Source organism: Porphyromonas gulae DSM 15663, assembly GCF_000378065.1.
Classification (GTDB): Bacteria; Bacteroidota; Bacteroidia; order Bacteroidales; family Porphyromonadaceae; genus Porphyromonas; species Porphyromonas gulae.
Map to the genome: position 1 here is coordinate 38,868 of NZ_KB899153.1, position 20,206 is coordinate 59,073.

18 protein-coding genes and 1 tRNA gene are annotated in these 20,206 nt (G+C 49.4%); 10 read left to right on the forward strand and 9 right to left on the reverse strand.

Annotation, left to right across the window (positions count from 1 at the left end; translation table 11 throughout):
- Positions 1-2: 2 nt before the first annotated feature.
- From F452_RS0103315 to F452_RS0103340, 6 genes are all read left to right on the forward strand, one after another.
- Positions 3-1,013, forward strand: a complete 1,011-nt coding sequence (locus tag F452_RS0103315) for a type I phosphomannose isomerase catalytic subunit (RefSeq protein WP_018964826.1) — start codon at positions 3-5, stop codon at positions 1,011-1,013.
- A gap of 12 nt (positions 1,014-1,025) precedes the next feature.
- Positions 1,026-1,898: an RsiV family protein gene (locus tag F452_RS0103320; RefSeq protein WP_018964827.1), complete on the forward strand. Its 873-nt coding sequence runs from the start codon at positions 1,026-1,028 to the stop codon at positions 1,896-1,898.
- A gap of 84 nt (positions 1,899-1,982) precedes the next feature.
- Complete coding sequence (locus tag F452_RS0103325) at positions 1,983-2,483, forward strand: Fur family transcriptional regulator (RefSeq protein ID WP_026292149.1); 501 nt, start codon at positions 1,983-1,985, stop codon at positions 2,481-2,483.
- A 27-nt stretch (positions 2,484-2,510) separates the two neighbouring features.
- Positions 2,511-3,782, forward strand: a complete 1,272-nt coding sequence (locus tag F452_RS0103330; RefSeq protein ID WP_018964829.1) for an adenylosuccinate synthase — start codon at positions 2,511-2,513, stop codon at positions 3,780-3,782.
- On the forward strand, positions 3,779-5,068 hold the full coding sequence (locus F452_RS0103335) for a bifunctional folylpolyglutamate synthase/dihydrofolate synthase (RefSeq protein WP_018964830.1): 1,290 nt from the start codon (positions 3,779-3,781) through the stop codon (positions 5,066-5,068). The genes F452_RS0103330 and F452_RS0103335 overlap by 4 nt, the downstream gene beginning before the upstream one ends.
- A 36-nt stretch (positions 5,069-5,104) precedes the next feature.
- Positions 5,105-6,508: an MFS transporter gene (locus F452_RS0103340; protein ID WP_026292150.1), complete on the forward strand. Its 1,404-nt coding sequence runs from the start codon at positions 5,105-5,107 to the stop codon at positions 6,506-6,508.
- Positions 6,509-6,951: 443 nt separating this feature from the next.
- Here the strand turns inward: F452_RS0103340 and F452_RS0103345 are convergent, their stop codons facing one another.
- Both F452_RS0103345 and F452_RS13245 read right to left on the reverse strand, forming a co-directional pair.
- On the reverse strand, positions 6,952-9,702 hold the full coding sequence (locus tag F452_RS0103345; protein WP_018964832.1) for a TonB-dependent receptor: 2,751 nt from the start codon (positions 9,700-9,702) through the stop codon (positions 6,952-6,954).
- Positions 9,703-9,887: 185 nt separating this feature from the next.
- Positions 9,888-9,995 carry a DUF1661 domain-containing protein gene (locus tag F452_RS13245; RefSeq protein WP_235290047.1) on the reverse strand — a complete coding sequence of 36 codons (108 nt, stop codon included), beginning with the start codon at positions 9,993-9,995 and terminating at the stop codon, positions 9,888-9,890.
- Here F452_RS13245 and F452_RS13250 point away from each other — a divergent pair.
- A complete protein-coding gene (locus F452_RS13250; protein WP_369684611.1) occupies positions 9,967-10,041 on the forward strand; it encodes a DUF1661 domain-containing protein in 75 nt (24 codons plus the stop codon). The two genes, F452_RS13245 and F452_RS13250, sit on opposite strands and share 29 nt — an antisense overlap.
- A gap of 95 nt (positions 10,042-10,136) precedes the next feature.
- Here the strand turns inward: F452_RS13250 and F452_RS0103350 are convergent, their stop codons facing one another.
- Together F452_RS0103350 and upp are read right to left on the reverse strand one after the other, a co-directional pair.
- Complete coding sequence (locus tag F452_RS0103350) at positions 10,137-12,035, reverse strand: peptidase U32 family protein (protein ID WP_018964833.1); 1,899 nt, start codon at positions 12,033-12,035, stop codon at positions 10,137-10,139.
- Entirely contained in the window at positions 12,019-12,669 is a 651-nt protein-coding gene (gene upp, locus F452_RS0103355) for a uracil phosphoribosyltransferase (protein WP_018964834.1), read from the reverse strand. Before upp ends, F452_RS0103350 begins: the two co-directional genes overlap by 17 nt.
- A gap of 137 nt (positions 12,670-12,806) precedes the next feature.
- On the opposite strand from upp, the gene porT reads away from it, so the two are divergent.
- The 3 genes from porT (at position 12,807) to F452_RS0103370 (ending at position 14,575) form a co-directional block, all read left to right on the forward strand.
- On the forward strand, positions 12,807-13,541 hold the full coding sequence (porT, locus tag F452_RS0103360; protein WP_033317133.1) for a type IX secretion/gliding motility protein PorT/SprT: 735 nt from the start codon (positions 12,807-12,809) through the stop codon (positions 13,539-13,541).
- A 154-nt stretch (positions 13,542-13,695) separates the two neighbouring features.
- The gene (locus F452_RS0103365) at positions 13,696-14,442 is read left to right on the forward strand and encodes a glycosyltransferase family 2 protein (RefSeq protein WP_018964836.1); all 747 of its coding nucleotides are present in this window, start codon (positions 13,696-13,698) and stop codon (positions 14,440-14,442) included.
- A 59-nt stretch (positions 14,443-14,501) separates the two neighbouring features.
- Positions 14,502-14,575, forward strand: a tRNA-Arg gene (locus F452_RS0103370).
- 198 nt (positions 14,576-14,773) lie between these two features.
- Here the strand turns inward: F452_RS0103370 and rplT are convergent.
- The 5 genes from rplT to F452_RS0103395 form a co-directional block, all read right to left on the reverse strand.
- Positions 14,774-15,121 carry a 50S ribosomal protein L20 gene (gene rplT, locus F452_RS0103375; protein WP_012457918.1) on the reverse strand — a complete coding sequence of 116 codons (348 nt, stop codon included), beginning with the start codon at positions 15,119-15,121 and terminating at the stop codon, positions 14,774-14,776.
- A 112-nt stretch (positions 15,122-15,233) separates the two neighbouring features.
- The gene (rpmI, locus tag F452_RS0103380; RefSeq protein ID WP_004584226.1) at positions 15,234-15,431 is read right to left on the reverse strand and encodes a 50S ribosomal protein L35; all 198 of its coding nucleotides are present in this window, start codon (positions 15,429-15,431) and stop codon (positions 15,234-15,236) included.
- Between the two features lie 77 nt (positions 15,432-15,508).
- The gene (infC, locus tag F452_RS0103385) at positions 15,509-16,114 is read right to left on the reverse strand and encodes a translation initiation factor IF-3 (protein WP_018964837.1); all 606 of its coding nucleotides are present in this window, start codon (positions 16,112-16,114) and stop codon (positions 15,509-15,511) included.
- A 103-nt stretch (positions 16,115-16,217) separates the two neighbouring features.
- Positions 16,218-18,179, reverse strand: coding sequence for a threonine--tRNA ligase (gene thrS, locus F452_RS0103390; protein ID WP_018964838.1), 1,962 nt, complete (start codon positions 18,177-18,179; stop codon positions 16,218-16,220).
- A gap of 287 nt (positions 18,180-18,466) precedes the next feature.
- Positions 18,467-20,176, reverse strand: coding sequence for a S41 family peptidase (locus tag F452_RS0103395; RefSeq protein ID WP_018964839.1), 1,710 nt, complete (start codon positions 20,174-20,176; stop codon positions 18,467-18,469).
- Between the last annotated feature and the right edge of the window lie 30 nt (positions 20,177-20,206).

The following is a 20,206-nucleotide window of genomic DNA, read 5'->3' on the forward strand; positions in this document are numbered from 1 at the left end:
GTATGACGGACACGGCACAACTCTATCCTTACATATTCCATCCCATCCTTCGACCGGTCGTGTGGGGCGGCCGCAGGATACGCCCTTTCAAGGGAATGGAGCCGACCGATGAAAACATCGGAGAAAGCTGGGAGATTTCGCATGTGAGCGACCACTATTCGGTCGTAGCAAACGGACCTCTGGCCGGTAAGACGATAGACGATTTGCTGGTGTATCATGGCGAAGATCTCCTTGGCCGGCACGTATTCGAGCGGTATGGCCGGAAATTTCCCCTATTGATCAAGTTCATCGATGCGCGCGATGATCTTTCCGTACAGGTTCATCCCGACGACCGGTTGGCAGCCGAGAGGCACCAATCCTTCGGCAAGACGGAGATGTGGTACGTGGTACATGCCGATCCGGATGCTCGTCTCTATTCCGGTTTTTCTACGCAGTCTTCTCCCGAAGATTACGAAAGGCGTGTGGCCGAAGGCACGATCATGCAGGCTTTGTCCGAGTATAAGGTCGAGGCGGGCGACGTCTTCTTCCTGCCTGCCGGTCGGATACACGCCATCGGTGCCGGTTGCTTTGTGGCAGAGATACAGCAGACATCCGACATCACCTATCGTATCTACGATTATGACCGCCCTGACGCAAACGGTCGCTTGCGCGAACTGCATACCGAATGGGCTAAGGATGCCATCGACTATCGGCTGGAGGATTCGTACAGGACGGCCTATACGCATCGGCCCAATACGGCTGTCCGGTTGGCGGACTGTCCTTATTTCCGTACGGCTCTGCTGGAGCTGGACAAGCCTATCAGGCGCGATCTTACACAAGAGGATAGCTTCGTTATATATATATGTATGGAGGGAGGGCTTACCCTTACGGACAAGAATGGCTATCTCCTCGAACTCCGACAGGGACAGAGTGCCCTCATCCCGGCCTTGATCGCTGATGTAGAGCTTGTCCCTGACCCTCAAGCAGGGTGCAAGCTGCTTGAGACCTATATCCCTGCTTCCACTAACTGCTAAAAGATTTATCCGATGAAAGCAAAAATGCCATTACTCCTGCTTGCGGCTTTCGCCCTTTTGCTGCAGATTTCATCCTGTAAGAAAGAGAGGAACAAACAAAGCGACAGGATCGTTTTCGACAGTATTTCCATGGAGCGTTGCACTCACTTGTTAGGCGACTCCACCATGCCTTGCAACGATATTAAAATCCTGTTTGAATATCCGTCGGACAGCATTCCTCATGCCATAGGCGATTCGGTGAGGTGGAATATCCTCAATGCCCTGTTCGGCCCGGCATATGCATCCATGTCGCCTTCCGAGGCTATGTCGGCTTATGCTGCCGCCAGCGATTCCACCTATTTGTCGGATATGGAGCCTTTGCTGAAGGAGGAACTTACGCTCAAGCCCGATTATAGACCGGACTTGGGGCTTTATGCCTATATCGATCACATAACGGGCAAGGTCGTCTTCCGGCAGGACAGCCTCTTGGTCTATGAGATCGAAGCTTTCAAATACATGGGCGGCAGTCATGGTTACGGTGACGTTGCATATCTCAACCTCGATTTGCGTACCGGCAAGCAGATTCTTTTGGAAGACATCGTCGCACAGGGCAAAGATGCTGCTCTCACCGATTTGCTCTGGAAGCAGTTGATGGCAGACCAAGGGGTTTCTTCCTTGGAAAGCCTCAACGAAATGGGCTATGGCACCTTGGGGGATCTTTATCCTACGGACAATTTTGGAATATCGGAGCGAGGTATCACTTTCCTCTACAATGAGTACGAGATCGCTCCCTATGCCATGGGGCCGATACAGATTACACTGTCGTTCGATTCGCTTGCTCCGATTCTCAAGGAGGATTCGCCCACTGTCTTGCTCTCAACCGGCAAGAATGGATCGAAAAGATAAAAACCGACAGGTTTTCTCGCGACCAACTTCTTCAAAAGAACTATATTTGTAGTTCCTGTCGATAGTGCCATGGCAGTTGTAAAGATGATAGTCACATCATTGGAAGACCTTCGCTCAAGATTGCGTGCGTATGTGTCGGAGCACGGCTTGCGTCATACTCCCGAGCGGTACAGCATTCTTGAAGTCGCATATAATCTGAAGAAGATATTCACGCCGGACGACTTGTTCGATCTCACTCGCGAGAATGGCTTGCCTGTAAGTCTTTCTACGGTCTATAATACCCTTACCTTGCTCGAACGCTGCGGGATCGTTCTGCGTTTGCCTTCTCCCGAAACCAAATATCAGTACTTGATGGCTTCCTTCGCAGAGCAGTGTCCGCTGCTTTTCTGTACCGAATGTGCACAATTCTCTACCTACTACCGACGAAATGTGAAGTCGATACTGGCCGACAAAGATCTCAGACCACCACGCTTCTCTTATAGGCAGGCCATCATTTGTCTCTATGGGATATGCGACAAATGCAGGAAGAAGCAGTCGGCCCTCAAAAAGGCGGCGGACAAAGCTGCTCCCAAGAAGAAAAAATAATACACAGACATATAACATTGATCCGATATGGAAAAAGTGGATGTACTTCTCGGCCTGCAATGGGGCGATGAAGGAAAAGGAAAAATAGTGGATGTACTGACTCCGCACTACGATATTGTCGCTCGCTTTCAAGGTGGCCCGAATGCCGGACATACGCTTGAGTTCAATGGGGAGAAATACGTGCTTCGTTCCATTCCTTCGGGAATCTTCCAAGGAGAGAAAACGAATGTCATAGGCAATGGAGTGGTACTCGATCCCCTGCTTTTCAAGGAAGAAGCCGAAGCTCTTGCGCGCAGCGGTCACGATCTGACCAAGCGTCTCGTGATCTCGCGCAAGGCCCACCTCATTATGCCTACGCATCGACTGCTGGATGCTGCCAACGAAATAGCTAAGGGAAGCGGCAAGATCGGAACCACAGGCAAAGGGATCGGCCCCACATATACGGACAAAGTGAGCCGCAACGGTCTGCGTGTCGGAGATTTGGAGCACGGCTTCGAGGAAGCCTATTCGGTAGCCAAGGAGCGTCATCTTCGCATCCTGAATTCTCTGAACTATCCTACGGACGAGCTGGCGGATCTGGAGAAGCGTTGGATGGAGGCTACAGAATACCTGCGCACGTTCGAATTTGTGGACAGTGAATTTCTGATCAATGGTGCTCTTGCGTCCGACAAGAAGGTGTTGGCCGAAGGAGCACAAGGATCGCTCTTGGATATTGACTTCGGTTCTTACCCGTTTGTGACCAGTAGCAATACGATATGTGCCGGCTGTTGTACCGGCTTGGGAGTCGCCCCTCGCAATGTGGGGGATGTATATGGGATATTCAAAGCCTATTGCACGCGCGTCGGAGCAGGGCCTTTCCCCACGGAGCTGTTCGACGAGACGGGAGACAAGCTCTGTGAGTTGGGGCGCGAATTCGGCTCTGTGACGGGACGTAAACGCCGGTGCGGCTGGATAGACCTCGTAGCCTTGCGCTATACCATCATGTTGAATGGTGTGACCAAGCTGATCATGATGAAAAGCGATGTGATGGATCTTTTCCCCACGATCAAGGCTTGTGTGGCATACCAGATAGACGGTAAGGAGACACGCGATTTCCCCTTCCATCTGACAGAAGGGGTAATGCCCGTTTACAAGGAGTTTCCCGGTTGGCAGCGGCTGATGACGAACGTCGTCTCCGAGGCCGATTTCCCCCGAGAATTTAGCGACTACATCGCTTTCTTGGAAAAAGAATTGGGAGTCGGTATCGCTATCGTTTCCGTGGGTCCCGACCGAGAGCAGACCATCATCCGGCAGGCATGATGACATACGCAGAAGCTATCCGATATCTCTTTACCGCCACCCCTGTCTTCCAACACCAAGGAGGCAGTGCATATAAACCCGGGCTCGGTACCGTAGAGACCATAGACCGCCTGCTGGGACATCCCCACAAGGCTTACCCAACGATACATGTTGCCGGCACTAACGGCAAAGGCTCTACCGCCTCTACACTGGCTGCCATCTTACAGGCTGCCGGTATGAGGGTAGGCTTGTTCTCATCTCCTCATTTGGTGGATTTCCGCGAGCGTATTCGTGTAAACGGCATTTGTATTACGGAAGAATACGTAGTGGATTTCTGCGAGCGAACGCGTGAGATGGTGACAACGCTGCATCCCTCTTTCTTCGAGCTGACTACGATGATGGCTTTCGACTATTTCCGGCACGCTCAGGTCGATATGGCACTTATCGAAGTGGGGATGGGAGGCCGTTTGGATAGCACCAATATCATTACCCCCATCCTGAGTATCATTACGAATATCGGCAAGGATCATGTGCAGTTCCTTGGGGATAAGCCGGAGAAGATAGCCTTCGAAAAGGCCGGAATCATCAAATCCGGAGTCCCCGTTGTAGTCGGCCGGGCCGAGGGCGGTGTGCGCGATGTCTTTCAGCGCAAAGCCGATGAGGAAGGAGCAGATATTGTTTTTGCACAAGAATCGGGCGTAATCACGTCCTCGACATTAGAGAACGGTTGCTATACATATCGAACACGAGACTATGGATCGATTCGTGGCGAACTGACCGGCTTGGCGCAGGAGGAGAATGCCCGTACGATTCTCTGTGCCGTGGATGTCCTTTGTAAACGATGCGGTCTGAATCTTTCTTCGGAGCACGTACGCGAAGGATTTGCCCATGTTACGGCAATGTCTGGGCTGTTTGGCCGTTGGCAGCAGCTGGCCGAGCAGCCACGGATCGTATGCGATACCGGACACAACGAAGATGGGTTCCGTCTGATCACCGAGCAACTGAGGCGACAGACTTACCGACAGCTGCGTATCGTCTTCGGCATGGTCAATGACAAGGACATCACAGCCGTATTGGCTCTCTTGCCCCGGGAGGCCGTTTATTATTTCACCCGTGCTTCGGTCGATAGAGCTTTGCCGGAAGACGATCTGCAGCAGCAGGCCGCTGCTTTCGGCTTGGCCGGTAGTACCTACTCTTCGGTTCGGGAGGCACTCGAAGCCGCCCGACGAGAGGCGCATGCGGATGATTTTATCTTCGTCGGAGGGAGCAATTTTATCGTAGCCGATTTGTTAGAAGAATTCAAATAACTAAGTAATCATATCAATAAAAAACCTTTTAAAAAAATGACTGACGCAATCAAACAATCCCTCAGGGACAAGCCCGCAGTCCGGTGGACAGCACTTATCTTAGTGGCTGCCACCATGTTTTTTGCCTACATGTTCGTGGATGTGCTTTCTCCTCTGAAAACACAGTTAGAGCAGCAGGTCAATTGGAGTTCCACGGTCTTCGGCTCTTATGGCAGTAGCGAGTTCTTTATCAACGTTTTCTTCGGATTCCTCATATTGGCAGGGATCATTCTGGACCGCATGGGCGTGCGTTTCACTGCCATCTTATCCGGCAGTTTGATGCTTTTGGGTGCCCTTATTAAGGTATATGCCCTGAGTGAAGTCTTCAATAATGGCGGCTTCGGTTACGATATGCTCAATTCCTTTTCTATGGGCTTCCCCCCATCTGCCAAGCTGGCCTGTGTCGGTTTTGCTATTTTCGGATGTGGCTGTGAAATGGCCGGCGTAACCGTTTCGCGTGCTATCGTGAAGTGGTTTCATGGCAAAGAGTTGGCTTTGGCCATGGGACTTGAGATGGCTATTGCCCGTTTGGGAGTCTTCGCCGTATTCTGGACTTCACCTATAATTTCAAAGCAGTTCGAAGGTACGCTTCAGAGCGTTCAGGTACCGGTTATTTTTGTTACGGCACTTCTTTTCATCGGTTTGATTCTCTATGGTATCTACGGTATCCTCGACAAGAAGCTCGATCGCGAAGTGCAGGATGCAAACGTGGAAGAGGAAGAACCTTTCCGCTTCAAAGATCTCAAACAGGTATTCGGCAATAGCATGTTCTGGATTGTTGCCCTCCTGTGCGTGCTTTACTATTCAGCCATTTTCCCCTTTCAGAAGTTTGCCACCGAGATGCTTCAGTCCAATATCGGTCTGACAGCAGAAGGAGCTGCCCGTATCTTCAGTATGTTCCCCTTGGGAGCCATGGTGCTGACGCCTTTCCTCGGTGCATTCTTGGATAAGGTCGGGAAAGGAGCCACCATGCTTATCGTCGGAGCAGTGCTGATGTTTATCTGCCACCTGACATTCGCCATTTTCCCCTTTGAGAGCGGCACCACTTCTTCGCTGGCCATAGCCATTGCAGCCATCGTCGTACTGGGTATTTCTTTCTCTTTGGTACCTGCTGCACTCTGGCCTTCCGTACCCAAGATTATCGATCCCAAAGTACTCGGTTCGGCTTATTCGGCCATTTTCTTTATTCAGAATATCGGCTTGATGGTTGTTCCCATCGTGATCGGAGCTATCCTCGACGCCACGAATAAGGGTGTTGCAGCCGGCGAACCGAAGAACTATACTTTGGCGATGCTGGTTTTTGCTTCATTTGGTGTACTCGCCTTTATCCTCGGTATTCTCCTGAAAGGGGCCGATGTAAAGAAAGGCTACGGACTTGAACTCCCCAATATCGAGAAGTAAGCATATCTTATTCCGCAAGGAAAATGCGGAAACAAGAGATTAGATCGCTTCCGTAAGAGGAACCGCTTATAATCCCCGCAAAAAAAGAGCTGTGCAGAAAGGAAATCCTCCCTGTGCACAGCTCTTTTTTTTCAATATATCCAAACTAATATTAGTTCCGCTCAAAACTACTATTAGTTTCGCGAGAATCCACCAGTAGTTTTGAGAGAATCTACTAGTGGTTTCTGTGGGGAGATCCATAGGTGCCGAAAGAGGGCGCAATTTGCATGCTGATTCGACCTTTTGAATTGATCATTGGCTGCTTGAGAGTGGCGCGATTCGTCGGAAGTCAGCGGCCGCTTTATGATTGAAAAAAGAGGGTACACCCGGTATGGATGTACCCTCGATCAGTTTGTTATAAAAACACTTACACACTTTGTCTCTTGCTGAGAAGAGAGGTCCGATTAGGACGGTCGTCCGCCACGACCGAAAGGTGCGCCGGGACGATTCATATTGCCACGTCGGTGATCGCTCCGAGATCCACCACCGCTGAAGGCGTTGAATCGGTAGATGAAGTCCACCATCACGTAGCGTCCGATCGTATTGGACATGGTCTCTTCTATATTGATGGCCGTAGCAGAACGGCTGATATTAGAGCGCTGACCGAGGATGTCATAGCCTTTGACCCGCAGTGTACCGGCCTTGTCACGAAGGAAGCTGTATGAGAGCGAAGCATCCCAAAGCCATTCGTTCAGGCTGAATCCTCCGCTGTAGCCGGAGTTCGTGTTGTATTCGAATTGGCTGTCAATACGGAATCCATAGGGAAGCGTTAGTGCGACCTGATAATTGCCGCCGAAGTCGTATGTGCGCGAATCTTTCTGTCCGCTCAGACTATTATTCGCCATATAGAATCCTATGTTGCCTCCGATACCCGTGTCGATCCAATCGTTGCGATAGGTCAGCGTCAGGCGTTCTCTCGTTCGGAACGAGAGGGCTTTGTTCTTATTGTCATTGATAAAGCTTTGTCCTTCGGCCAGCCTGTTGAACAAGGACATCCTGAAAGAAAATGCCCTGTTCTTGAGCGGAACCGACAGTGTCCCATGAAGATTCGCCTGCCATGTGCCGGAAGCATTTTCATAGCGGGTGGTACGGATCCCTGTGGACTGGTCGTAGTGCGTATTGGGGACGATGTCGTCGAATGTATAGTTGCCGAAGAAAACGATGCTGAAAGCTCGCTGACTTTTGGCGTCGAAGTCCGAGAACATGGCCATCACATTGTTCGAATAGCTGGGCTTCAGGCCCGGATTTCCTTCTGTCACGAAGAGCGGATTCGTGATGTCCTGAACGGGAGCGATCTGATTGATGGATGGTTGTGTAGTACGCCCTCGGTAATCTACGCGAAGGTTGGTGGTCTTGTTCGGCTTGTAGTTGATTCGGAGCATCGGAGAGAGATTGACACGATTGAAAGCCAACTTGTCCTGCTCTACTCCTCCTACGTTCCGATAGCTGACAGTTCTGTTGGGATCCACGTTGAACCCCACGGTGTAGTCCCACGTCTTGGCAATCTTCTTGAGGTTCAGTCCGATGCGATACTGGGTAAACTCGTTGTTGTAGGAGAGTCCGTACTGATCGTCCAGTGTGGAGTACAGTCCGTCGTCGCCCAATCGGTACACCTCACGGTCCGAATTGCGACGCGAGAAGCGTCGGTTCAAAATAGCCTGTGCGAAGTAATTTTTGCCCAATGGTTCTACGTAGGAGAGCCGAAGGCGATATTGCAGGTTGGAGTTGTCGTTGAATTGCTTCTGATTCGTCTCCACACTTTGGAGCACGGCCTGATATATGCCTTCTCCGTCTTCGTCGGTCAGTCCGCCGCTGATGGAAGCACTCAGGGTACGCCCTTCATCGTTGAGTTTGTGGCTGATGTCCAGTTCCCCGTTCAGACGGAAGTTGTTCCCTTGCGTAGTCTGGTGGATGGAGCCTTTATTGATGATGCTTCCGGTCGTATTCTTCGTCTCGTATGCGTCGTTGAAGAAGCCATCCATCTTGGATATCGAGAGGTCGGGCTCGAAGACCACTTCGGTACGTTCGGACGGTTTCCATTGCAGCCTGAATCGAGCCTGACCGTTGTGAGAGAAAGAGCGTTCCGATATACTCTCGTCCATATAAGTATTCCCTTCGGCGAGGATGTTTTCCACGCGTTTGGTGGTCTCTATGGCCTTGTCGTTGTATCCGTAGCGCGCATCGCCTCCCGTGTTAAGGGCAGAGGAGAATTCGACGCTGAAGTTGCCGCCCAGCATCGAAGAAGAGGTAATGCCTCCGCTATTGCCGAAGCCCCGTCTGCCAAAGCCTTGGGGGGAGAAGAAGGTCATGGATCCCATCTCGCTGCCCATTTCGCTGAAGCCCATATTATTCGTGTTGTTCGCACTGCCGATCAATGTCCACTGCTTATTCCCGTCGAACCGATTGACGTTCCCTCCGGCCATATAGCGTTGGTCAGTACCGTAGCCGGCTTGGACCGATCCGAAGAGCCCCTTCTTTTTTTCGGGTTTCACCGTCAGATTGATTACGGTCTGCTCTTCTCCGTCATCGAAACCGCTCATTCGCGACAACTCACTCAGCTTGTTCAGCACCTGTACTTTATTGACCATATCGGCGGGAAGATTCTTCATCGCCACCTTCGGGTCTTTGGAGAAAAATTCTTTTCCATCGACAAGGATCTTGCTGATGTCCTTGCCGTTGATCGTGATTTTTCCATCCGAGCTGATCTCTGCTCCGGGCAGCTTCTTGATCAGCTCCTCGATAGAGGCTCCTTGCGCTACGGTATAGGAGCCGGCATTGAACTCGAGCGTGTCGTTGCGTACGACGACCTCTGCCGCTTTGGCCTGCACCGTCACACTCTGTAGGAGACGGGCATCTTCGTTCATGGAAATATCCTTCAGCGTGATGGTTTGCCCGCTTTTGAGAGATATTTTTTCGTCGTGGGTGTTGTACCCTACATACGAAACGCGCAGAATGTAGTCGCCATCCTGTGACGTCTTCAGACTGAACATTCCTTTTTCATCGGTGGCACCCGCTACTACGGCCTTTTGACCGGTACTTTGTACAAGCTGTACGTTGGCTTGAATCATGGGGTGTCCCTCTTCGTCCAATACTCTGCCTGCTACTCCGGCTTGTTGGGCTTCCAGCCCAACGAAACCAAGAGAAGCAAGGAGCATTGACAACAGTAATTGATAAATCGATCGCATAAGAAAAGTTTGAAAAGAAAAATAGGTGCTATCGTTCCCATCCTCCGAAATGGTATATTACGACTTACCCTACAACTGAAATAGAGAAAGAAAGAGAAATAAGTTTAATTCGTGTTCACGGAAAAGGAGGTCGAACCCGGTGGAAGCGGCATGGCTTACAGAGAGATCACGAGCCAAAAACAGGCGGATTGTGGCCTGAGTTTTCGTGTAAACACGCGCGTAAACTTTTTCGTTTTGGCGCGGGAATTTTTTGCTTCTCGCACCAAAACAAAAACGTTCTCGCGCCACGTTTTTCGGTTTGTGAGTTGAGAAAAAATACGAACCAAAAGGCTTGGGATCTGGAAAGATGATTGGCGATGTCGCTTTGCTCTCACCGCCTCCTAAGGTTTGGCTTTTTTTGACTTTTATTGGATCTGCTTGTCAAGGTAGACCAGCATTTGGCAGTGTCGGCAGTCGAACTCCAATCGCAGGCGGCTCTCGCCATGAACCAGATAATACGGTTCTCTGTACGGCGATTTCTTGTGCTGGAACGTGGGGCAGTATCCCAAGTGATAGCGAAGGCAGTGCTTCGAAAACATAAGTGGGACGCCTTGGGGGTGCGAGTGTTCGAAGGTGGGGGCGATGGCGGTATATCCCATCTGCCGGTAGAAGGCTTCTGCTTCCTTGTTCGCCACGTTGGCCAAAAAGGAAAGGCTCTGGTCTCCCTCGCGCGGACAGTCTGCCGTAGGAGGTTTGCGGTGTCGTGCAACGGCGTTTCCCTTGCGCTCGGGCATAGCCGAGGCTGTCTCAATGAAAGACTGAACTGCTTCTCTCCTTAGCTGACCAATGAGGGAAAGCGGAATGAAATAGTCGTGACTGAGCCGGATATTGACCGAGATGGCTTCAAGCGGTGTGCCTCCTAATTTGGACAGATTCTTGCGGATCTGCTCTTCATCGAACCGATTGGCAGGCTCGTGGGCGGCCGCTATCGTGCCCTTTGCCGGTGGATAGCCGTCTGCTTCTATCAATAGGGAGAAGCCTTCCGGAACGTCCGTCAGAGTAAGGGATACGGGAATGAGGCGGACGGCCGAGTTGTCCTGTGAGAGTGCTTTCTCGAAGCGAATGTCGTAATTGCGGAATACGTTTGTGCCCGGTACGATGCCGGCAGGATTGTCCACCTGTATGCTGCCGTCGGGCAAGACCACATTGATGCGTGTGCCACTCATGCTGCCGTCAGGATGCAGGAGGTAGAGACCATCGCCATTGGCCAGAGAGGTTTTGGATTCCGTATTGTCGGATCGTAGTCGGATACTGATCTTGTCCCTCTTTACGGCGGTCACTCGGCCGATATAGGCTCCTCGGCTTTTGTTCGATTCGGGTGTGATGAGGGAGTCCGTATCCCGTTTGCCGCTCAGAAGCAGATCGGTGAAGCCGCGGTTGAAGCTCTTTTCGGGAGCGGGGTGGAAAGCGAAAGAGCACCGTCCCGATGAGGCCCTGCAATAGCGTTCGGGGTAGCGGCTGATGAGTTCGTCCAGAAGACGGCGATAGTGAGCTGTTACGTTTTTGACATAGGAGATGCCTTTCAGTCTGCCTTCGATCTTGAACGAAGAGATACCAGCCTCAAGCATCGACTCCAGTTCAGCAGAGCGATTCAAGTCTTTCAAGGAAAGGAGATGCTGATTGCTTCGGATTACCTTTCCATCGGCATCGATCATCGTATAGGGCAGTCTGCAAAGCTGGGCACAAGCTCCTCGGTTGGCACTGCGTCCGGTCAGTGCTTCGGAGAGGTAGCACTGACCGCTCAGACTCACACAGAGTGCGCCATGTACAAAGGCTTCCAATACCACTGATGTGGAGTCAGCTATCTTGCGGATTTCGGGGAGAGACAGCTCTCTGGCCAATACCACCTGCTCATAGCCCAGGGATTGGAACATCCGGACTTTCTCCACAGTGCGGATATCGCATTGTGTACTGGCATGGAGGGCTATAGGTGGGAGGCTTAGACGACATAGAGACATGTCCTGTACGATCAGGGCATCTGCTCCTGCCCGATAAAGCTCCCATGCGATGCGTTCGGCCTCGGGAAGCTCATCGTCGTACAGGATCGTGTTGAGTGCTACATATACTTTGGCACGATAAAGTCGTGCGAAGTATGCCAGCCGGCCTATATCCTCTATCGATACTCCTGCGGAAGCTCGCGCGCCAAAAGACGGAGCACCGATATACACGGCATCGGCACCGTGGAGGATTGCCGCCCGACCCGTGGCAAGATCTTTGGCCGGAGCAAGCAGTTCTACAGGCCGTGGCTCAAAGCTTCTCGCCATAGGCCAAATCGCCTGCGTCGCCTAATCCCGGTACGATATAGGAATGCTCGTCGATGATGGGGTCGATGGCTGCAATCCATATTGTAGTATTCTCCGGCATGACACCGCGTATATAGTCTACGGCTTGCTGGCTGGCTATTATGCTGGCTATATGGATGTGCTTCGGATTGCCTTTGGTCAGTAGTGCTTTGTAGGCCAGTTCCATGGAGCTGCCTGTGGCGAGCATGGGATCGGATATGATGAGGACCTTGTCCGTGATGTCCGGGGAGGCTATGTATTCGATGTGGATGTCGAAATTCAGACGGTCCTTGTATTTCCTGTAGGCGGATACAAAGGCGTTTTCGCAATAGTCGAAATAGTTCAGAAAGCCATGATGGAAAGGCAATCCTGCCCGAAGGATCGTAGCCAGCACTACTTTGTCCTGTGGGACGATGCACTCGGCTTCCCCCAAAGGAGTAGTGACGGTACGCACCTGCTGCGTCATCTTCTTGCTTATCTCATAGGCCATTACTTCTCCCACACGTTCTATATTGCGACGAAAGCGCAGTCGATCGTTCTGAATGGTGACATCGCGCATCTCCATGACGAATCTATTGAGAAGAGAGTGCTCGGCACCTAAGTGTATTACTTCCATAATTATTGTTGTGAGGTGAGTTGTGCGAATCCACGAACGAGGCGTTCTAACACCGATTCGCGCAAAAATACAATATCTTTGCTGCATAAGACGTTGGTTTTACACACCAAATAAAGAATTGAAGATTATTCCCTCAGATGCAATTCTTATATAATTCACGTTTTTCGTTGAGAATCGCTCTCCTTTGTCTGATCTGTGCTTTGGCCGGTCGTACCCTTTCGGCGCAAACGGAAAAAGTGCAGAATCGTCCCTATGCGGACTACAAACGCTATCATCTTGGATTCCATGTAGGGATGCATGCCCAGGATTTAGTTATCTCGAACAACGGATTCGTGCCGGAGGGAAGTACATCGGCTCCGATATTTGCCCAAATCTCCAAGTATTCGCCCGGGTTTTCCGTTGGCGTGATCGGCGATATGTTCCTCTTGCCTAATTTGAATTTGCGTCTCCTGCCGACCTTGCACTTCGGGGACAAGCAATTCGTCTTTTCCGATGGGGAGAAGTCTGTGGCATCTTTCTCGGTTCGATCCAATTATTTGGAGTTTCCTTTGCTGCTGAAATACAGTTCCAGACGCCTGAATAATATACGTCCATACATCATTGGTGGTCCTTATTGGACCATGGAGTTGGGGCGAAAGAAGGGGCTGGAGATTTATACCAAAGCCAATGATTATGGGGTACAGATCGGCCTCGGTTGCGATTTTTACCTGCCATTTTTCAAGTTGTGTCCCGAACTGCGCTTTAGTTTTGGCTTTCCCGACGTTATTATGCACGAACGTCCCGATCTTTTGGATGATTATAAGCTCATCTATACGCAGTCCATCAGGCAGGCACGCACTCGAATGATTATGCTTACGTTCAATTTCGAATAATTTGCGCACCATATTCGAAACAGCAACGCATAATCCCAGGCGAACAAAATAGGAATCGCTTGAGTTTTTAATTCGGTAAGTGATGCTTTTGCAAGCATTTCTTGCTGCGTGAATTTGTGTGTCGAGATCCGATACCTATCCTTTGGGGAATATTATGGAAGAGAATAAACTTGTTTTTTCAATTATTACAGTCTGCTATTGTGCAAGGGACGTTATTGCCAAAACAGCCCAAAGTGTACTTTCGCAGACATACCCTAATATAGAATACATTGTTGTTGATGGAGCTTCTCCCGACAATACAGCTGAGGTAGTACGTTCGCTGTCTTCGGATATCAAACTAATCAGCGAATCGGACAAAGGATTATACGATGCTATGAATAAGGGACTCCGTATGGCTACGGGAGACTATGTTTGGTTTCTGAATGCGGGCGATCTTTTGCCATCCAATGAGCTTGTCGAGACGATAGCCAACGGTATTAAAGGCTCTTCAATGGGATTGCCGGATGTTCTTTACGGTGATACCATGTTGATTGATGCCGACGGTAAGGAGAAAGGTTTGCGACGACTTCGTCCTCCTTTCGAACTTCAATGGAGAAGTTTTGCCGATGGGATGTTGGTTTGTCACCAGGCTTTTATTGCTAAGCGATTGATTGCACCTCCATATAATTTGAAATATCGGTTTTCAGCCGATTTCGATTGGTGCATTCGCATTCTTCAGGCGGCTCGCAATGTGGTGAATACAGAGATGATCTTGGTACACTCTTTGGACGATAGAAGAGGTGTAACCTATAAAAACCATAAGGCTTCGCTCAAAGAAAGATTCTTGATTATGATGCATTACTACGGTAGCAAGAAGTCGATCATGAAGCATCTGAGCTTCTTTTTCCGTCGCAAGCGGTAAGCCACTTGACAGAAATCAATCCCAAACGGAAAGAATTTTGTACTTTTGTGCAGCAGAAAGGCCTGGTAGCTTAGCTGAATAGAGCGTCAGATTCCGGTTCTGAAGGTCGCGGGTTTGAATCCCGCCCGGGTCACAAAGTCTTACAAATGACTATGCCGAAGAGAGAAGTCTCCCTTCGGCATAGTCCGTTTTTAGTCCCTTGCGCACTCCTGTCTCTCTTCTCTACTTTGCCAGTAGTACGTATGAAACAAAAAAGATGTGCCAAAATCTTTTTGACACATCTTCTTTATGTTACTTTGACCACCACCTCAATAAGAGGTGTGGCAAGCATTTAGTTTTTTACTTTGGCTACAATAGCTCTGAAAGCTTCAGGATGGTTCATCGCCAAATCAGCGAGAACTTTGCGGTTGATTTCGATACCGTTTGCATGGAGAGCACCCATCAGGCGAGAATATGACATCCCTTCCAAACGAGCTGCAGCGTTGATACGCTGTATCCACAGAGCACGGAAATTACGTTTTTTGTTCTTACGGTCGCGATAGGCGTAGGTCAAACCTTTTTCCCACGTGTTCTTAGCAACCGTCCATACATTCTTACGAGCACCAAAATATCCGCGTGTGAGCTTCAGAATTCTTTTGCGTTTAGCTCGTGATGCAACGTGATTGACTGATCTTGGCATAATACTAATTGTTTTTGATTGGCAGCGGCTTCGGTTTTAATAAACCTACGCACTTGATAAAGCATGCCTCTCTGTTAAAAAAATCGTTGTTAGTTTGCTTTGAAAGAGTTTGTTATCGGAGACAAAGGAGTTGCTTAACGGCATTCTCATCTACCTTGTGTACTGTGGAGAAGTAGGTGAGGTTACGCTTTTGCTTCTTCGTTTTCTTTGTCAAGATGTGACTCTTGAAAGCGTGCTTACGCTTGATTTTACCTGTTCCGGTAAGGGCGAACCTCTTTTTGGCACCGGAGTTAGTCTTCAATTTAGGCATTTTCCAACACTATTATTATTAAACACTTCTTGTTATTCCACTGCTGTAGGACAGGTCTTGTCGGACAGCGGTGTTTTTTATTCTTCTTCGGTTTCTACGGATTCTTTGACTTGTTTAGAAGTCTCCACCTGCGTTTTCGGTGGTGTATGTCCTTTTTTTGATGCGGATTTGGGCGTAAGCATGATAGTCATACGCTTACCTTCCAAAATAGGCATTTGCTCTACGCGAGCAAAGTCTTCCAAATCATTGGCAAAACGAAGCAAAAGAACTTCTCCTTGCTCCTTGAAAAGGATTGAACGTCCACGGAAAAATACGTAAGCTTTTACCTTAGATCCTTCTTGCAAAAACTCTTTCGCATGTTTGAGCTTGAAGTTGTAATCGTGGTCGTCCGTCTGGGGTCCGAAACGGATCTCCTTGATTACGATTTTCACCGATTTGGCTTTCTGTTCTTTAGCCTTCTTCTTCAGTTGGTAAACAAACTTCTGATAGTCGGTAACACGGCATACGGGCGGATCAGCATTTGGTGAGATCTCGACTAAATCCAAATCTTGGCTTTCGGCAATGCGTCGTGCTTCTTGGATGTTGTACACACCTTGCTCCACATTGTCACCGACGAGACGCACCTCTTTCACTCGGATTGCTTCGTTGATCCGATGTTGATTCTTCGTTTTATCGATTGCCATTCAAAATGTTTAAGAGGGGGAAGGGCCGGTTTTGCCGATTTCCCCTTTTGATAATACTTGTTTGAATTGTTGTTACCTTATTATTGTTTCTGAAAAGAAGGCTTTAGTTTTGATAATCTTTACGCCAAGCGCTAATCATATCATCCACTTCTTTCTCGATAAGCTCGGCAAAGGTAGTAATTTTCATAATACCCATATCTCCTTCGCCTTGTTTGCGTACTGATACCTCTTCCTTCTGGCTTTCATTTTCGCCAACGATGAGCATATACGGAATACGTTTCAACTCATTGTCCCGTATTTTTCGTCCGACCTTTTCATTCCTGTCGTCCACCTGTACGCGGATATCTCGCTGGTTCAATTCTTTAGCCACACGATGAGCATACTCGTTGAAGCGCTCGCTTACGGGCAGGACAACAACCTGATCAGGCGTGAGCCAAAGCGGAAATTTACCTGCTGTGTGCTCTATGAGTACAGCAACGAAACGCTCCATCGAACCGAACGGTGCACGATGGATCATCACAGGGCGATGCTTTTTATTGTCTTCACCGGTGTACTCTAGGTCGAATCGTTCGGGCAGGTTGTAATCCACCTGAATGGTCCCCAACTGCCAACGACGACCCAATGCATCTTTGACCATAAAGTCCAACTTGGGACCATAGAACGCAGCTTCACCGTATTCTATGACAGCGGGGAGACCTTTTTCTTCACAAGCCTCGATGATTGCGCGCTCGGCACGCTCCCAATTCTCTTCGCTTCCGATATACTTCTCTCGGTTTACTTTATCCCGAAGTGATATCTGTGCTTCGAAGTTTTTGAAATCAAGAGCCTTGAAGATGATGAAAATGATATCCATCACCTTGCAAAATTCTTCTTTGAGCTGATCCGGACGGCAGAACAGGTGTGCGTCGTCCTGCGTGAAACCTCTTACACGTGTCAGCCCATGCAACTCTCCGCTTTGTTCGTAACGATATACTGTTCCGAACTCGGCCAAACGAATCGGCAGATCGCGGTAGGAGTGTGGTGTGATCTTGAATATCTCACAGTGGTGAGGACAGTTCATCGGTTTTAGCATGAACTCTTCTCCCTCCTGCGGTGTATTGATCGGGCGGAAAGAATCCTGTCCGTATTTGGCGTAGTGCCCGGAGGTGATGTAGAGATTCTTATTGCCGATATGCGGCGTAATTACCTGTTGGTAGCCAAAGTGCTTCTGTATCTGCTTCAAAAAATCTTCCAAACGCAAACGTAGCTGTGTGCCTCTCGGCAGCCAAAGCGGCAAACCGGCACCTACATTTTGGGAGAAAGCGAAGAGTTCAAGCTCCTTGCCAATCTTTCGGTGGTCACGTTTCTTGGCCTCTTCCAAAAGCTCAAGATATTCATCCAACATTTTTTTCTTGGGGAAAGTGATCCCATAGATTCGTGTCAGCTGTTTTCTCTTTTCGTCACCGCGCCAGTAGGCTCCTGCTACACTTAGAAGCTTGATCGCTTTGATGTAACCGGTATTGGGCAAGTGCGGGCCACGGCAAAGGTCGGTAAAACCACCTTGCGTATAGGTTGTAATCGTGCCGTCAGCAAGTTCGCTGATCAGTTCCACTTTATATTGGTCATCCTTATCTCCAAACATCCGAAGAGCGTCGGCCTTGGCTATATCGCGTCGAATGATCGTTTCTTTGCGAGCAGCCAAATCCTGCATTCTTTTTTCAATGGCAGGGAGGTCGGCATCTTTGATAGAAATGCCTTCGCCCGGATCCACGTCATAGTAGAACCCGTTTTCGATAGCAGGTCCGATGCCGAATTTAATACCCGGATACAATTCTTCCAATGCTTCGGCCATCAAGTGGGCACTGGAGTGCCAAAATGCATGCTTGCCTTCCGCATCGTCCCATTTGAATAACTTCACTTCTGCATCTTCATTGATCGGGCGATGCAGATCCCACGTTTGTCCGTTTACGCCTGCAGCCAATACATCTTGCTGCAAACGTGGGCTGATGCTACCGGCTATATCCCAACCAGTAACTCCCGCTTCATATTCGCGGAAGTTGCCATCGGGAAAGGTAATTTTGATCATATCGTTATGTTGTCTATTTCGTTTCTTGTTCGGTAGAGGGTATAAGTCTCTACATACTTATCTATGCGCGCAAAAGTACGACTAATATATTTAACCATGAAAGCTCCGCAAGGTTTGTGTGCACAATTATTGCATGGCCAATTTGTTCATATTCTATCAAGATCTCTCGAAACCAAGAACGATAAGGTTTTCTTGACAGGGAGAGCTTGACAATTGCAAACAAACGAACTCCGTCGATTTTGTGCAAAACGTTCGGAGTTCTATTCTGTAATACCCTCTTTTTAGGCTTATCCCTTACTCTCTGCTTTCGGGCCGGCAAGGATCTGTCGAATTTGTTCCGGATGGTCTTTCAGCAGCTTAATAGCTTCTTTGACTACCTTGTCTTCCGGCAAACTCTGGCGGATGCTGCCTCGCTCGTAATAATAGCGGGTAACAATTTCGTTGTTCAGATAGTTGGTTATCTCTTTCTTGAATCGTAGCAGGTCGCGCGACAGGTTGGGTTTTAGCTTTTCGCGTAGAGCTTTAAGTTCCGAATTGGCTTCGGGCAGGTAGCCTTCTATCTTGGCCAATTCCTCCAGTTTGTCAAGCATCTTGCCGCTCTGACGGTCATAGTCGAACTTCTTTTCTTCCATCATCTTACAGAAAGCCGCATAGTCTTCGCTCGTTATCGAAAAATCCTCCGGCTTGGCAATCGTTTTATGCTTGAGCACATAACCTGTAACGAAATCGAATACGTCATTGTTGACTGCTATATAATAAAGTAGTGTAGCAGCTGTATCTTGTTTGACCTCGATATCGGGCAAGATTCCTCCCGCATCTTCTACGCGTCTTCCGGCAGCGGTGTAAAAGATTTTGTGCAGGCTGTCAGGAATAGCTGTAGCCACACCCGTCCGATTGGTGCGGCTGTAGTCCATGCGCTGGATACACCGTCCGCTTGGGATGTAGTATTTGGCTGTGGTCAATTTGATCACACCATTGTATGGAAGCTGGCGCGTAGTTTGTACCAGCCCTTTGCCATAGCTCTTTTGTCCCATCAGTACCGCCCTGTCCATGTCTTGCAATGCTCCGGCCACAATCTCCGAAGAGGATGCCGATTGGCCGTCGATCAGGACTACGATCGGGAGCTTCGTGTCGAGTGGTTCTGTCAATGTGCGGAATACGGATGCAGACTCTGCGATGCGACCTTTCGTTGTTACCACCTCTTTTCCTTTGGGAACAAATAGATTGACTATCTCTATGGCGGCCTGCATCAGTCCACCACCATTGCCTCTCAAGTCCAAAACGAGGCTTTTCGCGCCTTGCTTGTCTCGTAGATCCAATAGAGCCAAACGCACCTCTTCAGCACTTTTGTCCGTAAAGTTGTTCAGCCGAATATATCCTATCGAACCATCGAGCATACCGCTGTAAGTGACAGAGTTCATGATCACTTTTCTTCGTTTTACCGAAAAAGAGCGCGGTTTGGTCTCGCCGTAGCGCATCACTGTCACATTTGCAACGGTACCGGCTATGCCTTTCAGTGCTTGACTTACTTTCGGTGTGGTGGATTTTCGGAAGTCTTTACCATCGATGGTCAGGATGCGGTCGCCGGCTATCAACCCTGCTTCGTCTGCGGGCATTCCTTCCATAGGGCGTTGGATGATCACAGAGCTGTCGGGCCGCTGCGATATGATCGCTCCGACTCCGGCATACTCACCTGTAGTCATCAGTTTCAGTTCGTCCATTTCCTCGAAAGGAATGTATTCGGTATAGGGGTCAAGCCCGCCCAACATGGCATCTATACCGCGGCGAGTCATCTGATTGATACTTATGGTGTCTACGAAATACAGCCTGACATTGCCGATAATATTGCTAAGCACATCCATCGACTGTACATACTCATTGCGGCTCCGATCTTCTTCGGTGAGTTTGTTCGTCTTGGACTTCTGTGCACAGGCAGTCATAAAGCTACCGGTGATAAAGATCACCAGCAGGGACAAAAACAGATTGGTCTTTTTCATGCGCGCTAAGGTACAAAACTTTCGTAGTAC

Bases quoted from the DNA above. Each gene is read 5' to 3' on its own strand.
- F452_RS0103315 (WP_018964826.1), top strand. From the start codon at position 3: ATGACGGACACGGCACAACTCTATCCTTACATATTCCATCCCATCCTT.
- F452_RS0103320 (WP_018964827.1), top strand. From the start codon at position 1,026: ATGAAAGCAAAAATGCCATTACTCCTGCTTGCGGCTTTCGCCCTTTTG.
- F452_RS0103325 (WP_026292149.1), top strand. From the start codon at position 1,983: ATGATAGTCACATCATTGGAAGACCTTCGCTCAAGATTGCGTGCGTAT.
- F452_RS0103330 (WP_018964829.1), top strand. From the start codon at position 2,511: ATGGAAAAAGTGGATGTACTTCTCGGCCTGCAATGGGGCGATGAAGGA.
- F452_RS0103335 (WP_018964830.1), top strand. From the start codon at position 3,779: ATGATGACATACGCAGAAGCTATCCGATATCTCTTTACCGCCACCCCT.
- F452_RS0103340 (WP_026292150.1), top strand. From the start codon at position 5,105: ATGACTGACGCAATCAAACAATCCCTCAGGGACAAGCCCGCAGTCCGG.
- F452_RS0103345 (WP_018964832.1), bottom strand. From the start codon at position 9,702: ATGCTCCTTGCTTCTCTTGGTTTCGTTGGGCTGGAAGCCCAACAAGCC.
- F452_RS0103350 (WP_018964833.1), bottom strand. From the start codon at position 12,035: ATGGCGAGAAGCTTTGAGCCACGGCCTGTAGAACTGCTTGCTCCGGCC.
- upp (WP_018964834.1), bottom strand. From the start codon at position 12,669: ATGGAAGTAATACACTTAGGTGCCGAGCACTCTCTTCTCAATAGATTC.
- porT (WP_033317133.1), top strand. From the start codon at position 12,807: ATGCAATTCTTATATAATTCACGTTTTTCGTTGAGAATCGCTCTCCTT.
- F452_RS0103365 (WP_018964836.1), top strand. From the start codon at position 13,696: ATGGAAGAGAATAAACTTGTTTTTTCAATTATTACAGTCTGCTATTGT.
- rplT (WP_012457918.1), bottom strand. From the start codon at position 15,121: ATGCCAAGATCAGTCAATCACGTTGCATCACGAGCTAAACGCAAAAGA.
- rpmI (WP_004584226.1), bottom strand. From the start codon at position 15,431: ATGCCTAAATTGAAGACTAACTCCGGTGCCAAAAAGAGGTTCGCCCTT.
- infC (WP_018964837.1), bottom strand. From the start codon at position 16,114: ATGGCAATCGATAAAACGAAGAATCAACATCGGATCAACGAAGCAATC.
- thrS (WP_018964838.1), bottom strand. From the start codon at position 18,179: ATGATCAAAATTACCTTTCCCGATGGCAACTTCCGCGAATATGAAGCG.
- F452_RS0103395 (WP_018964839.1), bottom strand. From the start codon at position 20,176: ATGAAAAAGACCAATCTGTTTTTGTCCCTGCTGGTGATCTTTATCACC.